The organism is Marinicauda salina (genome assembly GCF_003122085.1).
GTDB classification, from domain to species: Bacteria; Pseudomonadota; Alphaproteobacteria; order Caulobacterales; family Maricaulaceae; genus Maricicauda_A; species Maricicauda_A salina.
Map to the genome: position 1 here is coordinate 281,390 of NZ_QEXV01000001.1, position 13,562 is coordinate 294,951.

Below are 13,562 nucleotides of genomic sequence, written 5' to 3' on the forward strand. Positions count from 1 at the left end.
CAGTCTCCTAAGACGCGATCCTGAGAACCGAGTAGACGACGGCGATCCACAGCCCCGCCGCGATCAGCGTGTTGACGATCAGCAGCGCCGCCTTGGTTCCGGATTTGTGGATGTAGTCCTCGATGACGACCTGGAGACCGAGGCGCATGTGATAAAACGCCGCGGTCATCGTCAGCAGGGTGACGATCGCGCCGGGAACCGATCCGACCCAGGCGCGCGCGGCTTCGTAGTCCCCGCCGCCGTGCCTGGCCAGCTGGAACAGGAAGACCGGGACCAGCACGACGAGCGCGATCGCGGTCACGCGCTGGGCGATGAAATGGCCGACGCCGGACCTGGCCGAGCCCAGTCCGCGCACCTTCGACAGCGGGGTGCGATAATCCGTCATCAGATCAGCCCTCCGCCGAGGATCCAGATCGCCGCGGTGACCACGACGGCGGCGAGGATGATCAGGCTCGAGCGCCGGTTCGCGCCGGCCGGGTCGAAGCCGAAGCCGGCGTCCCACACCAGATGCCGCACGCCGTTGAGCAGGTGGTAGACGATCGACAGCGTGAAGCCGATCAGGATGACCGTGACCACAATCCCGGCCGGCCCGCTCATCAGCGATTCGACCACGGCGTAGGCGTCCGGGCCGCTCGCCAGCAGAATGAGCCAGATCCCGATCAGGATCGCGCCGAGATAGTTCGCCGCGCCGGTCGCGCGGTGCAGGATCGAGCTGAGCATCGTGGGATGCCAGCGCCAGACCTGAAGGTGCGGGGACAGCGGGCGCGGATCGGCCCGGCTGGAATCACTGGATTTGGTCGCCATGAGCGCAGCGCCTTTTTGAAGACGTGGATCGAACGCGGACGCGTCGGCCGCCGACCCGGAACGCGGCTGGGCGCGGGGGCGGCTCCTCGTCGGGCGTGACAATACTCCGCGAAGGCGTCGGGTCAAACGCGGGGGCGATCACGCCTCGGCGAGCGGCGCCGACGCAACGCTCACTCCATCCTGAGCGAGGCCGGCAGCGCGGACTCGACGACATCGCCGTCCTCGACATAGACGGTCCCGCCCTTCATCACGAAATCGACGTCCTGCAGCAGGTTCGGATAGGTCAGCACGTCGCCGTCGACGGCGATGATGTCGGCGTACTGGCCCGGCTGGATCCGGCCCCACTCGTCCTCAACGCCCATGAAGACCGACGGCCAGTAGGTCGCCGCGCGGATCGTGTCCATGACCGGCACGCCCAGCTCGCGCGTCCACACGTCGATCTCGTTCCAGGTCGACTGGCAGTGGAACTTCATCGGGATGCCCGAGTCCGTGCCGATCAGCATGAGCACGCCGGCCTCGCGCAGCTGCTGGAACTTTCGCTCCAGCGTCCGCCGGCGCAGCGGGGTGAGCTGCATGTAGGTCAGCCGGTCGGGATGCTCGATCGACTGCGCGATGTCGGCGATCGTGTCGAGCTCGAGACCGCGATGCCAGCAGTCGGTGTCGAGACGTTCCGGGTTGTCGCGGGTGCGCTCGTAGTTCCACAGCCCCTCGATCGTCGGCGTCCAGTACAGCGGCCCGCCGCTGACCCGGCCGCGGGCAGTGCGCGCGACGAGCGCGTCCATCACGTGGTCGGGATATTCCGGCGCGGTGGTGAGCCCGGTGTGCTCGAAATTGTCCACGCCGATCTCGAGGCCGCGGATGATCTCGGCGGGGCGGTGGGAATGGCCGACGACGCGCAGGCCGTGGGCGTGCGCCTCCTCGACGACGGCGCGGGATTCCTCGAGCGTCATCTGGTCCTGGTCGACCATCTTGATGACGTCGACGCCGGCCTCGGCGAGCGTGCGCACGTGGCGGCGCGCCTCGCGCACCCCGTCGACGCCCCAGCGGAAGGCCTCGGTGCCGGGATACGGCTCCTCCTGGATGAAGGGGCCGGAGACGAACAGTCGCGGACCGGGCAGCTCGCCTGCGTCGATGCGATCGCGAACGGACAGGCTGGGCTCCAGCGGCGCGCCGAGATCGCGCGCCGTGGTCACGCCCGCCAGCAGGAGCTGCACCGCCGAGGCGGGCATGATCTCGTCCTCCAGCCGGTCGGCGTAGGCGACGTCCCAGTGGGCGTAGTCGGCGTGGCCGTTGAGCATGAGATGGGCGTGCATCTCCCACAGGCCCGGCATCACGGTCATCGCCTCGGTCGAGATGACCTCGTAGCCCTCGGGCACCGGCAGGGTGTCGACCGTGCCGACCGCGGTGATGCGGTCGTCCTCGACGAGAATGACGCTGTCGGCGATCGGCTCGCCGCCGTTTCCGTCGATGAGCGTTCCGCCCACCAGCGCCCGGCGCTCCTGCGCCTCGGCCGCCGCGCACAGCCCCAGCGCGACGGCCCCCGCCGCGATCAATCGCATCATCATGCTTCCGGTCTCCCCGAACTTCTGGTGTTGTCGAACGATAGGCGCGGCGCGCAGGCGCGGTCAAAGCCGGCTGGCGGCGGCCGCGCGAAACGCTAGAGTGGCCGGCCGAACGGGAGAGACGGGATGCAGGAAGCGAGAAGCGCGGTCGTCACCGGCGCCTCGACGGGCATCGGCTACGCCACGGCCGAGTTCCTGAGCAAGAAGGGCTGGCGCGTCTTCGCCGGCGTGCGCAAGGCCGACGACGCGACCCGCCTGCAATCCGAACTCGGCGAGCGCGTCACCCCGCTGATCATGGACGTGACCGACGCGGCGACGCTGAACGCCGCGGCCGACGATGTTCGCGCGGCCCTCGACGGGCGCACGCTGTCGGGTCTCGTGAACAACGCCGGCGTCGCCGTGGCCGGACCCGTGCTGCACATCCCGCCCGAGGAGATGAGCCGCCAGCTCGACATCAACGTCACCGGCCAGCTGCGCGCGACCCAGGCGTTCGGCCCGCTGCTCGGCGCCGACCGTTCCCTGAAGGGATCGCCCGGCCGGGTCGTCAACATGTCCTCGGTCGCCGGGCTTTCGGCCGCGCCCATGCTGTCGCCCTACGCCTGCTCCAAGCATGCGCTCGAGGCGTTCACCGAAGCGCTGCGCCGCGAGTTCATGCTCTACGGGATCGACGTCGTCGCCATCAATCCGGGCCCGATCGCCACGCCGATCTGGGACAAGGCCGAGGAAGGCGACATCGCCGCCTACGCCGAGACCGATTACGGGCCGGTGATCGAGCGCATCGTCGGCTACATGCTCGAACGCGGGAAGTCCGGCCTGCCGCCGGCGAGGGTGGCGAAGGCCGTCCACCGCGCGTTGACCGACGCCCGGCCCAGGCTCAACACCATCGTCACGCCCGAACCCTTCCAGCAATGGCTGCAGGGCGTCCTGCCCCGCCGCATGGTCGATCGCATGATCGCCAAACGCCTCGGCCTCGTCCCGGCCGAACGCTGACCATCCAGAGGAGACCGCCATGCGCCGTCTGATCTTCGCCGCCGCCGCCGCATGCCTCGCATCCGGCGCGGCCCTCGCCGACCCGGCGCAGGACTTCGCCGCGCTCGTCGCCGATTTCGAGGCGCTCACAGAGGAGCGCGACGTCATCACCCGCGGCCGCGAGGGCGACATGGACGCAGCGGCTTCGTGGCCGGACAATTCGCCCGAGGCGCTGGCCGAGCTCGACGCGGCGATGGCCGAATTCGACGCCCGGCTCGAGGCGATCAACGCCGAGGCGCTGGAGGGCCAGGACCGCGCCTCCTACGCGGTGCTGGACTATCTGCTCGACAGCGCCGTCGCGCTGCCAGCGAGCGAAGGCGCGTATTTCCCGTTCACCAATGACAGCGGCTTCCACACCACCGCCTCGTTCACGGCGCTGGCGGAGCGGCCGCGCACGGTCGAACACGCCGAGGCCTGGATCGACCGCATCGAGGCGCTGCCCGCCTATCTCGAGATCCATCGGGCATGGCTCGCCGAAGGCCTCGAGCAAGGCATGACCCAGCCCGCCGCGATCGTGCCCGGCGTCATCGACTCGATCGACGCCCAGATCGTCGACGACCCGGCCGAATCCACGCTGATGCGCCCCATCGAGCGCCTGCCCGAGTCCATCCCGGAGGCCGAGCGGGAACGCCTGCGCGCCGAGGCGCTCGCCGCCGTCGAGGACCACGCCCTGCCCGCGCTGCGGCAGCTCTCCGACTTCTTCAGCGAGGAGTACCTTCCCGGCGCGCGCGACACGCTCGGCGCCTACGACCTGCCCGGCGGGCGCGACTATTACGCCCGCCTCGTGCGCCATCACACGACGCTCGACCTGACCCCGGAGGAGGTCCACCAGACCGGGCTCGACGAGGTCGCGCGCATCCGCGCCGAGATGGAGGACGTCATCGACGAGTCGGGCTTCGAGGGCTCGTTCGACGAGTTCATCGCGTTCCTGCGCACCGACGAGCAGTTCTATCCGGAGACGGAGGAGGAGCTTCTGCGCTACGCGGCGTGGCTAGCCAAGCAGGCCGACGACAAGATGCCGGAATTCTTCGACCACCTGCCGCGCCTGCCCTACGGCGTGCGGCCCGTGCCGCCCGAGATCGCGCCGAATTACACCACGGCGCGCTACTGGCCCGGCGATCTCGAACAGGACCGGGCCGGCGGCTACATGGTCAACACCTATGAGCTCGACCAGCGCCCGCTCTACGAGATGCCCGCGCTGACGCTCCACGAGGCGGTGCCCGGCCATCACCACCAGGTCGCCGTCGCCCAGGAGCTGGAGGACGTTCCCGACTTCCGGCGCGACAACTACATCACGGCCTTCGGCGAGGGCTGGGGGCTGTACGCCGAGCGCATCGGCCTCGACATGGGCCTCTACACCACGCCCTACGAGCATTTCGGCCGGCTGACCTACGAGATGTGGCGGGCCTGCCGGCTCGTCGCCGACACCGGCATCCACTGGTACGGCTGGAGCCGGGCCGAAGCCGAGGCCTGCTTCCTGGATAACTCCGCGCTCAGCCCGCTCAATATCCGAAACGAGGTCAGCCGCTACATCTCATGGCCGGGCCAGGCGCTCGCCTACAAGACCGGCGAGCTCTTGATCCGCGAGCTGCGCGCCGACGCCGAGGCGGCGCTGGGCGAGGATTTCGATCTGGCGCAGTTCCACGACGCCATCCTGTCGGACGGCGCGCTGCCGCTCGACGCGCTGGAGGCGAAGATGCGCGCGTGGATCGAGGAGCGGCGGCCGGAGGAGTAGGCGGCCGCGGGACTCGCCGCCTCTCCGGGGTCGGTCCTTGGGCTTGACCCAAGGATCCAGACCATCAGGCGCCGCGGACGCCGGATTGGGCCCTTGGATCAAGTCCAAGGGCCGAACCGAGGCGTGGCGGGCTGTTACGCCTACGCCGCCGCCCTCTGGCGCAGCACGTAGTGCAGGATGCCGCCGTTGACGTAGTAGTCGAGCTCGTTCTCGGTATCGATCCGGGCCATGAGCTTGGCGGTCTTGGTCGAGCCGTCGGCGAACTTCACCGTCATCTCGACCTCGCCGCGCGGCTTCAGCCCCTCGAGCCCCTTGAGATCGATCTCCTCGGCGCCGGTGACGCCCAGGCTCTCCCAGCTGTCGGAGCCGGTGAAGACCAGCGGGGCGACGCCCATGCCGATCAGGTTGGATCGGTGGATGCGCTCGAAGCTCTCGGCGATCACCGCCTTCACGCCGAGCAGGCGCGTGCCCTTGGCCGCCCAGTCGCGCGACGAGCCCGTGCCGTACTCCTTGCCGCCGAACACGACGAGCGGCCGGCCCTCGTCGATATACTTCATCGCGGCGTCGTAGATCGGCATCTCCTCGCCGTCGGGCTGATGCTTCGTCACCCCGCCTTCGACGCCCGGGACCATCTGGTTCTTGATGCGGATATTGGCGAAGGTGCCCCGCATCATCACCTCGTGATTGCCCCGGCGCGAGCCGTAGGAGTTGAAGTCGAGCGGCTTGACGCCCTTGGCCTGGAGATACTCGCCCGCCGGGCTGTCGGCCTTGATCGCGCCGGCCGGCGAAATGTGGTCGGTCGTGATCGAGTCCGCGAACAGGCCGAGAATGCGCGCGTCCTGCACGTCCTTGGGCGGATCGATCTCGGTGGACATGCCCTCGAAGAAGGGCGGGTTGGCCACATAGGTCGAGTCCGGCCAGTCATAGGTGAGCCCGCCGGCGGTCTCGATCGTCCGCCAGTGCTCGTCGCCCTTGAAGACGTCGGCGTAGCGCCCGGCGAACATCTCCGGGGTGACGGCCTCGCGGACGACCTCGGCGATCTCCTTCGAGGACGGCCAGATATCCTTCATGAAGACCGGCTGGTTGTCGTCGTCATAGCCGATGGGATCGTTGATGAGATCGAGATTCATCGTGCCCGCGATCGCGTAGGCCACGACCAGCGGCGGGCTGGCGAGATAGTTGGCGCGCACGTCCGGATTGACCCGGCCCTCGAAATTGCGATTGCCCGACAGCACCGAGCAGGCGACCAGGTCGCCCTCGTTCACGGCGGCCGAGATCTTCTCGGGCAGCGGGCCCGAATTGCCGATGCAGGTCGTGCAGCCATAGCCCACGAGATTGAAGCCGAGCGCGTCGAGATCGTCCTGCAGCCCGGCCTTCTCGAGATAGTCGGTGACCACCTGCGAGCCCGGGGCCAGCGAGGTCTTCACCCAGGGCTTCACCTTGAGCCCGCGCTCGAGCGCGTTGCGCGCCAGCAGACCCGCGCCGAGCATGACGCTCGGATTGGAGGTGTTGGTGCACGAGGTGATGGCGGCGATGACGACGTCGCCATGGCCGATCGAGTAGTCCTCGCCCTCGACCTTCACGCGCTGATTGGCCTCGTCCATCTTCTTGAATTCGCTGTCGAGCACGTCGGCGAAGGCGTCGGCGGCGTCCTTCACCGCGACGCGGTCCTGCGGCCGCTTCGGCCCGGCGAGCGACGGCTCGACGTCGGCGAGATCGAGATGGAGCGTGTCGGTGTAGACCGGCTCCTCCATCCGCTCGGGGCGGAACATCTTCTGGGCCTTGGCGTAGGCCTCGACCAGCTTGACGCGGGATTCGTCGCGGCCGGTCGCGCGCAGATAGTGGAGCGTCTCGTTGTCGACCGGGAAGAAGCCGCACGTCGCGCCGTATTCCGGCGACATGTTGGCGATGGTCGCCTCGTCCTCGAGCGAGAGATGATCCAGCCCCTCGCCGTAGAACTCGACGAACTTGCCCACCACGCCCTTCTCGCGGAGCATCTGGGTGACGGTGAGCACGAGGTCGGTCGCCGTCGCGCCCTCGGGCAGCTGGCCGGTCAGCTTGAAGCCGACCACTTCGGGAATGAGCATGGAGACCGGCTGGCCGAGCATGGCCGCCTCGGCCTCGATGCCGCCCACGCCCCAGCCGAGCACGGCCAGGCCGTTGATCATGGTGGTGTGCGAGTCGGTGCCCACCAGCGTGTCGGGGAAGGCGTAGGTCGTCCCGTCCTCGTCCTTCGTCCAGACCGTCTGGCCGAGATATTCCAGGTTGACCTGGTGGCAGATGCCCGTGCCCGGCGGGACGACGCGGAAATTGTCGAACGCGCTCGCGCCCCACTTGAGGAACTTGTAGCGCTCGCCGTTGCGCTCGTACTCGCGGTCGACATTGCGCGTGAAGCTGTCGGCGTGGCCGAAGAAGTCGACCATCACCGAGTGATCGATGACGAGATCGACGGGCACCAGCGGATTGACCGATTTCGGATCGCCGCCGAGCTTGGTCGTGGCGTCGCGCATGGCCGCGAGATCGACCACGGCCGGCACGCCGGTGAAGTCCTGCATCAGCACGCGGGCCGGGCGATAGGCGATCTCGTGGTCGGACTTGCCGGTCTCGACCCATTTGGCGATCGCCTCGATGTCTTCCTTCGTGACGGTCTTGCCGTCCTCGTGGCGCAGCAGGTTCTCCAGCAGGACCTTGAGCGTGTAGGGCAGCTTCGAGACGCCCTTAAGCCCGTTCTTCTCCGCCTCCGGCAGATCGAAATAGGCGTAGGTCTCGCCGTCGATCTTCATCTCGCGGCGGCAATTGAAGCTGTCCAGAGACGCCATGACGTTTCCTCTTCGTCGGCGCGGATCCGCGGGGGCGCGGATCCGGCGGGGAGCATTCGGGAAGGAGAGGCGGCGAGCCGCCTCCGTGTTCGGGCGCGGTTTTAGCCGCGCGCCGCCTTCCCTGCAATGCGATCGCCCGACGCGGGCCGCGACGGGCTTTGGCGATCGCGGCGAGATCGGCTTATGTGGGGGCAATGTCCGACGCGCCCGCTTCGTTCCCCGCCGCCGCTGTCGACGCCTCCGCCCTCACGCTCGAGCGCGGCGGCCGGCGGATCGCGCGCGACCTGTCGCTTTCGGCGGGACCGGGCGAGGCGGTCGTCCTCACCGGACCGAACGGGGCGGGCAAGACGACGCTGCTGCGCGCGCTGGCGGGCCTGATCCGGCCCGAGGCCGGATCGGTCCGGACCACGCCCGAAGACGGCGCGATCGCGCTGCTCGGCCACGCCGATGCGCTGAAGCCCGGCGAAACCGTCGACGCCGCGCTCGCCTTCTGGGCCCGTCTTCACGGCGCGGAGCCCGGCGCGGTCGAGGCGGCGATGCGCGCCTTCGCCGTCGGCAATCTGGGCACGCGGGCGTGCGGGACGCTGTCGGCGGGCCAGCGCCGGCGGGTCGCGCTGGCGCGGATCCTGATCTCGAACCGCCCGGTCTGGCTGCTCGACGAGCCCGCCGCGCCGCTGGACGCGCGCGGCTGCGACCTGCTCGCCCGCGCCGCGGCCGATCATCGCGCCGCCGGCGGCGTCATCGTGGCGACCACCCACGCCGATCTCGGCTGGCCCGACGCGCGTATCGTCGAACTCGTCCACGAGGCCGCGGCATGAGCGGGTTCCTCGCGGTGTTCGGGCGCGAGCTGCGCCTGGCCTGGGCGGGCGGCGGCGGACCGGCCGGACCGGCCGCGTTCAATCTCGCCGCGCTCGCCCTGGCGCCGCTGGCGATCGGCCCCTCGGGCGAACTGCTGGCCGCCGCCGCGCCGGGCGTCATCGTCTTCGCCGCCCTGCTCGCCGTGCTCCAGCCCGCCGAGCGCCTGTTCGGCGAGGACGCCGTCGACGGCACGCTCGAACTCTACGCGCTGTCCGGGGCGGGGCTGACAGGTCTGTGCCTCGCCAAGACGCTGGCCTTCGCGCTGGCGGCCTTCTGGCCCGCCCCGATCATCGCCTTCATCGCCGGGCTCGCCTACGGCCTGACGCCGGGCGCGGCTGGCGCGCTCGCCGCCGGCGTCGCGCTCGCCGCGCCGGGGATGAGCCTCGTGGCCGCCTTCGCCGGAGCGCTGGCCGCGGGCGTCAAGCGCGCCGGGCTCGTCATCGCGCTCATCGCCGCGCCGCTCGAGGTGCCCTTCCTCGTCTTCGCCTCGGGGGCGGGACGGGCCGCATTCGAGGCGACCGGCCGGGCCGACGCCAATCTCATGCTCGCCGCGGCGGGCTCGCTGATCGCGCTCGTCCTGGTGCCGGCGGGGATCGCCGCGGCGCTGCGCGCGCGGCTGGAATAGGCGCGGCGCCGCGTCGCTTGCCCTGCATCGCAGAGGAGCCTAGGTGGACGGATCATGATCAGCCGCTTCGCCAATCCCGAGCGCTTCGACCGCCTCGCGCGCGCGGTCATTCCGTGGACCTGGGGCCTCGCGGCGGTCCTGTTCGCGGTCGGAATTCCCTGGGCGCTCGCCTTCTCGCCGGAGGACTACCAGCAGGGCGACACGGTGCGGATCATGTATGTCCACGTGCCGTCGGCCTGGCTGGCGATGGCGGGCTATGCGGGTCTGGGCGCGTCGAGCTTCGTCTATTTCGTCTGGCGCCATAACCTCGCCGATCTCGCCGCCCGGGCGATCGCGCCGGCCGGCGCGGTGTTCGCCGCGCTCACGCTGGCGACCGGCGCGCTGTGGGGCCGGCCGATGTGGGGCGCCTGGTGGGTCTGGGACGCGCGGCTGACCTCGATGCTCGTTCTGCTGCTGCTCTATCTCGGCTACATGGCGCTGCGCGCCGCGCTCGAGGACGCCCGCCTGGCCGCCCGCGCCGGGGCGGTCCTCGGCATGGCGGGACTGATCAACCTGCCGATCATCAAGTTCTCCGTGGACTGGTGGAACACGCTGCACCAGCCCGCCAGCGTGTTCCGGTTCGACGGCCCGACCATCCACGCGTCCAATCTCTGGCCGCTCGCGGTGATGGCGCTGGCCTTCACCGCGCTGCTCGCCGCGCTCGTTCTGACCCGCATGCGCGCCATGATGCTGGCCCGACGCGCCGAGCAGCTCGAGCGCGCCCGCGAGCGCCGGCTCGAGGCGGAGGCGGCGGCATGAGCGAGTATTTCGCCATGGGCGGTTACGCCGGCTATGTCTGGGCGAGCTACGCGCTGGCCGCGGCCGGCGTCGGCGCGCTTGTCGCCGCCGTGCTGGTCGAGCGCGCGAAGGCCCGCGCCCGGCTCGACCGCATCCGCGCGCTGGAGGCCGAAGACAGCGTCGCCGACGCGGGAGGCGAGTCGTGAACCGCGTCCTGCTCTGGGCCCCGGTCGGCTCGATCGCCATCCTGCTCGTGGTGTTCGCGATCGCGCTATTGCGCCCGTCGGACTCCGACGGCGGCGACCCGCTGATCGGCGCGCCGCTGCCCGCGCTTCCGCTCACCGATTTCCCGGGCGGCCGCGGCGACTTCGATCCCGACGCGGTCGACGGGCCTTATCTCCTCAATGTGTGGGCGTCCTGGTGCGCGCCATGCCGGATCGAGCATCCGCTGCTGATGGCGCTGCGCGAAGACGGCGTGCCGATCTACGGCGTCGTCTATCGCGACGATCCCGCCGACGCGAACGCCTTTCTCGAGCAGCTCGGCGATCCGTTCGCCGGGCTCGCCGCCGACGCCGAGGGCCGGGCGGCGATCGAGCTGGGCCTGACCGGCGCGCCGGAGACGTTCGTGATCGACGAGGCGGGGATCGTGCGCGCCCGCTGGCGGGGCGCGATCGACGAGACGACCTGGCGGCGCAGCCTGGCGCCCGAATTCGAGGCGGCGCGGGCGCGCGCTGGGGCGGACGGCGAAACCGAATGAATAACTATTTCTTTTTTTTCTTCTTTTTCTTCTTCTTGTCTTTTTCCTTGGCCTTCGCGGCGGCCTTCTTCGCCTTCTCCTTCTCCTTGAGCGCCTCGGCCTTCAGCGTCTCGGCGTCCATGTCGATACGCCGGGAGATGCGCGCGAGCGCCTCGACGAAGCTCGTCCGCTTGTTCTTGGGCAGGGCGGCGATGATCGCCTCGTCGGCGGCCGCGGCGCCGGCGAGCGCCGTCTGATAGAGCGAGCGCCCCTCGTCGGACAGACGGATCGAGTTGGCGCGCCCGTCGCCGGGGGCCTTCTCGCGGACCAGCAGGTTCTTCTGCGCCATGCGCGAGACGAGCTCGGCGAGCGTGGAGCGGTCGATGCCGGTGACCTGGACCAGCTTCGTCTGGCTCAGCCCCTCGTCCCTGGCCACCGCGCTGAGCACGGCGAACTGGCGCTGGGTGATGCGCATGTCGCCGGTCGCCTCGGCGAACCGGTCGGCGGCGAATTGCTGGGCGCGGTGAAGCAGGTGCCCCGGCGAGGCCGAGAGGTCGAAATCGGGTTGGTCCGCCATAGCTCCCTCATTGTCAGGCGACGGAACATTTTCACACTATCGCGGAAACGCGACTGTTCAATGACACGATCCTCCTGATACGGAGAAAAAGGATCGGCGCGGACGGCGAGGACGATTACAAGTGACTGACTCGGAACCCGACTTCACCCTGGAGACGCCGCCTGACGACGATCGGCCGCGGCGGATCTGCCGCACCTGCGGCTTCATCGACTACGTCAATCCGCGGATCGTCGCCGGCTCGGTCGTCGCCGACACCGAAGGCCGCATCCTGATGTGCCGTCGCGCGATCCAGCCCCGCGCCGGCTTCTGGACCCTTCCCGCGGGGTACATGGAGGAAGGCGAGACGGTCGACGCCGCCGCCCGCCGCGAGGCCTGGGAGGAGGCGCGCGCGAAGATCGATACGCGCGACCTGCTGGCGGTCTATTCGATCCCGCGGATCTCGCAGGTCCAGATCTTCTTCCGGGCCCGGATGGCCGAGCCGGGGATCGCGGCGGGACCCGAGAGCACGGAGGTCGGCTTCTTCGCCTGGGACGACATCCCGATGGACGATCTCGCCTTTCCCAGCGTGCGCTGGGCGCTCGAGGACCATCGCGAGCGGCTTCACGCCGACGCCCCGGCGCCGGCCGTCCGCGCGCAGGGCGCGGATTTCAAGCCGTATTGAGGGGGGCGCTCTTCTACTTCCGAAGGCCCTCATCCTGAGGGCCCCGATCCCGGTCCTTCGAGACGCTCGCTTTGCTCGCTCCTCAGGATGAGGGGATCGGGGCGTCTCGAAGGACGAGGGCCGCCCGCCCCCCTACAACGCGTCCAGGATCTCCGCGGGCGGACGGCCGATGGCGGCCTTCGCCCCGTTGATCAGGACCGGGCGCTCGATCAGCTTCGGGTTCTCCGCCATCGCCGCCACGAGCCGGTCCTCGTCGGTCTCGTCCTTCAGGCCCAGCTCCTTGTAGAGGGCCTCCTTGGTGCGCATGAGATCGCGCGCCGAGGCGAGCCCCAGCTTGCCGATCAGCGCCTTCAGCTCGGCCTCGCTCGGCGGCGTCTTGAGATACTCGCGCACCTCGGGTTCGACGCCCTTCTCGCGCAACAGCGCCAGCGCCTCGCGGGACTTCGTGCAGCGGGGATTGTGCCAGTATTCCATTGTCAATCGTCCTCTCCTTGGTCGGCCGCGGCGAGCGCGGCGCGCGCGGCGTCGAGATGCAGGCGTTCGACCATGCGTCCGTCGACGGACACAGCGCCCCTGCCGGCGTTGGCGGGATCGTCGAACGCGGCGACCACCTTGCGCGCCTCGGCGAGTTCGTCGGCGCTCGGCGAAAACGCCGTCCGCGCGATCTCGACCTGGGCGGGGTGGATGAGCGTCTTGCCGTCGAAGCCGAGCCGGCGGCCCTCCTCGGCCTCGCGGCGCAGCCCGTCCGGGTCCGAGAAATCGTTGAACACGCCGTCGAGCGCAACGAGCGCGAAGGCGCGCGCCGCCGCGACGATCCCGGCGAGATGGGGGAGCAGCGCCGACCGCTCGCCGTCGCAGCGGCAGCGCAGCATGGCGCACAGATCGTTGGTTCCCGCCACCAGCGCCTCGAGGCGGACATCCCGGGCGGTCTCGCCGATCCGGCGCAGGTCGATCAGCGCCAGCGGCGTCTCGATCATCGCCCAGAGCGGGCCGTAATAGCCCGACGCCGCCAGCCGGGCGTGGGCGCGCTTGAGGCCGGCCGGGCTTTCGACCTTCGGCAGCACCACGGCGTCCGGCCGCGCCTCGGCGACGGCGGCCGCATCGGCGGCGAACTCGCCCGCCTCGGTCCCGTTCATGCGGATCACCCGTTCGGCGCCGGCCTCGCGCCACGCCGCCATCGCGTCGGCCGCGGCGGCGCGCGCAGAATCCTTGGCTTCGGGCGCGACGGCGTCCTCAAGATCGAGGATGAGGACGTCGGCGCCGAGGCCGGCGGCCTTCTCGATCGCGCGCGGCTTGTCTCCGGGGACGAACAGAACGGCGCGGCGCGGATGCGGGACGGGTGACGTGTCGCCAGACATGGCCGGAGCGCTTACAACGAA

The 13,562-nt window shown here is 70.0% G+C and carries 15 protein-coding genes; 8 read left to right on the forward strand and 7 right to left on the reverse strand.

All coding sequences use genetic code 11. The features are described from left to right. Positions 1 to 7: 7 nt before the first annotated feature. The 3 genes from sdhD to DDZ18_RS01205 form a co-directional block, all read right to left on the reverse strand. Positions 8 to 385, reverse strand: a complete 378-nt coding sequence (gene sdhD / locus DDZ18_RS01195; RefSeq protein ID WP_109251527.1) for a succinate dehydrogenase, hydrophobic membrane anchor protein — start codon at positions 383 to 385, stop codon at positions 8 to 10. Continuing rightward, positions 385 to 804 (reverse strand): succinate dehydrogenase, cytochrome b556 subunit, encoded by a 420-nt coding sequence (gene sdhC, locus DDZ18_RS01200; RefSeq protein WP_109251528.1) that lies wholly within the window; start codon positions 802 to 804, stop codon positions 385 to 387. Before sdhC ends, sdhD begins: the two co-directional genes overlap by 1 nt. Before the next feature lie 170 nt (positions 805 to 974). Further along, positions 975 to 2,363: an amidohydrolase family protein gene (locus tag DDZ18_RS01205; RefSeq protein WP_408631528.1), complete on the reverse strand. Its 1,389-nt coding sequence runs from the start codon at positions 2,361 to 2,363 to the stop codon at positions 975 to 977. Positions 2,364 to 2,492: 129 nt separating this feature from the next. Here DDZ18_RS01205 and DDZ18_RS01210 point away from each other — a divergent pair, with 129 nt between their 5' ends. Both DDZ18_RS01210 and DDZ18_RS01215 read left to right on the forward strand, forming a co-directional pair. Further along, complete coding sequence (locus DDZ18_RS01210; RefSeq protein ID WP_109251529.1) at positions 2,493 to 3,356, forward strand: SDR family NAD(P)-dependent oxidoreductase; 864 nt, start codon at positions 2,493 to 2,495, stop codon at positions 3,354 to 3,356. A gap of 19 nt (positions 3,357 to 3,375) precedes the next feature. After that, entirely contained in the window at positions 3,376 to 5,130 is a 1,755-nt protein-coding gene (locus tag DDZ18_RS01215; RefSeq protein WP_109251530.1) for a DUF885 domain-containing protein, read from the forward strand. Positions 5,131 to 5,270: 140 nt separating this feature from the next. Here DDZ18_RS01215 and acnA read toward each other — a convergent pair whose 3' ends face one another. Further along, complete coding sequence (gene acnA, locus DDZ18_RS01220; protein WP_109251531.1) at positions 5,271 to 7,949, reverse strand: aconitate hydratase AcnA; 2,679 nt, start codon at positions 7,947 to 7,949, stop codon at positions 5,271 to 5,273. A gap of 194 nt (positions 7,950 to 8,143) precedes the next feature. Here acnA and ccmA point away from each other — a divergent pair, with 194 nt between their 5' ends. From ccmA to DDZ18_RS01245, 5 genes are read left to right on the forward strand one after another with little or no spacing between them, the layout of a single operon-like run. After that, positions 8,144 to 8,767, forward strand: a complete 624-nt coding sequence (gene ccmA, locus DDZ18_RS01225) for a heme ABC exporter ATP-binding protein CcmA (protein ID WP_109251532.1) — start codon at positions 8,144 to 8,146, stop codon at positions 8,765 to 8,767. Further along, positions 8,764 to 9,432 carry a heme exporter protein CcmB gene (locus DDZ18_RS01230; RefSeq protein WP_109251533.1) on the forward strand — a complete coding sequence of 223 codons (669 nt, stop codon included), beginning with the start codon at positions 8,764 to 8,766 and terminating at the stop codon, positions 9,430 to 9,432. Before ccmA ends, DDZ18_RS01230 begins: the two co-directional genes overlap by 4 nt. 54 nt (positions 9,433 to 9,486) lie before the next feature. Further along, positions 9,487 to 10,230, forward strand: coding sequence for a heme ABC transporter permease CcmC (ccmC, locus tag DDZ18_RS01235; protein ID WP_109251534.1), 744 nt, complete (start codon positions 9,487 to 9,489; stop codon positions 10,228 to 10,230). Beyond that, positions 10,227 to 10,415: a heme exporter protein CcmD gene (ccmD, locus tag DDZ18_RS01240; protein WP_109251535.1), complete on the forward strand. Its 189-nt coding sequence runs from the start codon at positions 10,227 to 10,229 to the stop codon at positions 10,413 to 10,415. Before ccmC ends, ccmD begins: the two co-directional genes overlap by 4 nt. Next, positions 10,412 to 10,966 (forward strand): DsbE family thiol:disulfide interchange protein, encoded by a 555-nt coding sequence (locus tag DDZ18_RS01245; RefSeq protein ID WP_109251536.1) that lies wholly within the window; start codon positions 10,412 to 10,414, stop codon positions 10,964 to 10,966. The genes ccmD and DDZ18_RS01245 overlap by 4 nt, the downstream gene beginning before the upstream one ends. 4 nt (positions 10,967 to 10,970) lie before the next feature. On the opposite strand, the gene DDZ18_RS01250 is transcribed toward DDZ18_RS01245, so the two are convergent. Then, positions 10,971 to 11,522, reverse strand: a complete 552-nt coding sequence (locus DDZ18_RS01250; protein ID WP_109251537.1) for a MarR family winged helix-turn-helix transcriptional regulator — start codon at positions 11,520 to 11,522, stop codon at positions 10,971 to 10,973. A 121-nt stretch (positions 11,523 to 11,643) separates the two neighbouring features. On the opposite strand from DDZ18_RS01250, the gene DDZ18_RS01255 reads away from it, so the two are divergent. Then, complete coding sequence (locus tag DDZ18_RS01255) at positions 11,644 to 12,183, forward strand: NUDIX hydrolase (protein WP_109251538.1); 540 nt, start codon at positions 11,644 to 11,646, stop codon at positions 12,181 to 12,183. 132 nt (positions 12,184 to 12,315) lie between these two features. Here the strand turns inward: DDZ18_RS01255 and arsC are convergent, their stop codons facing one another. Together arsC and DDZ18_RS01265 are read right to left on the reverse strand one after the other, a co-directional pair. Then, the gene (gene arsC / locus DDZ18_RS01260) at positions 12,316 to 12,657 is read right to left on the reverse strand and encodes an arsenate reductase (glutaredoxin) (RefSeq protein ID WP_109251539.1); all 342 of its coding nucleotides are present in this window, start codon (positions 12,655 to 12,657) and stop codon (positions 12,316 to 12,318) included. A 2-nt stretch (positions 12,658 to 12,659) separates the two neighbouring features. After that, complete coding sequence (locus tag DDZ18_RS01265; RefSeq protein ID WP_109251540.1) at positions 12,660 to 13,541, reverse strand: HpcH/HpaI aldolase/citrate lyase family protein; 882 nt, start codon at positions 13,539 to 13,541, stop codon at positions 12,660 to 12,662. Positions 13,542 to 13,562 lie beyond the last annotated feature (21 nt).

Excerpts from the sequence above, each read along its gene's own strand:
- sdhC (WP_109251528.1), bottom strand. The coding sequence starts at position 804 with ATGGCGACCAAATCCAGTGATTCCAGCCGGGCCGATCCGCGCCCGCTG.
- DDZ18_RS01265 (WP_109251540.1), bottom strand. The coding sequence starts at position 13,541 with ATGTCTGGCGACACGTCACCCGTCCCGCATCCGCGCCGCGCCGTTCTG.
- DDZ18_RS01205 (WP_408631528.1), bottom strand. The coding sequence starts at position 2,363 with ATGCGATTGATCGCGGCGGGGGCCGTCGCGCTGGGGCTGTGCGCGGCG.
- DDZ18_RS01210 (WP_109251529.1), top strand. The coding sequence starts at position 2,493 with ATGCAGGAAGCGAGAAGCGCGGTCGTCACCGGCGCCTCGACGGGCATC.
- acnA (WP_109251531.1), bottom strand. The coding sequence starts at position 7,949 with ATGGCGTCTCTGGACAGCTTCAATTGCCGCCGCGAGATGAAGATCGAC.
- DDZ18_RS01215 (WP_109251530.1), top strand. The coding sequence starts at position 3,376 with ATGCGCCGTCTGATCTTCGCCGCCGCCGCCGCATGCCTCGCATCCGGC.
- sdhD (WP_109251527.1), bottom strand. The coding sequence starts at position 385 with ATGACGGATTATCGCACCCCGCTGTCGAAGGTGCGCGGACTGGGCTCG.
- ccmD (WP_109251535.1), top strand. The coding sequence starts at position 10,227 with ATGAGCGAGTATTTCGCCATGGGCGGTTACGCCGGCTATGTCTGGGCG.
- arsC (WP_109251539.1), bottom strand. The coding sequence starts at position 12,657 with ATGGAATACTGGCACAATCCCCGCTGCACGAAGTCCCGCGAGGCGCTG.
- ccmA (WP_109251532.1), top strand. The coding sequence starts at position 8,144 with ATGTCCGACGCGCCCGCTTCGTTCCCCGCCGCCGCTGTCGACGCCTCC.
- DDZ18_RS01230 (WP_109251533.1), top strand. The coding sequence starts at position 8,764 with ATGAGCGGGTTCCTCGCGGTGTTCGGGCGCGAGCTGCGCCTGGCCTGG.
- DDZ18_RS01250 (WP_109251537.1), bottom strand. The coding sequence starts at position 11,522 with ATGGCGGACCAACCCGATTTCGACCTCTCGGCCTCGCCGGGGCACCTG.
- ccmC (WP_109251534.1), top strand. The coding sequence starts at position 9,487 with ATGATCAGCCGCTTCGCCAATCCCGAGCGCTTCGACCGCCTCGCGCGC.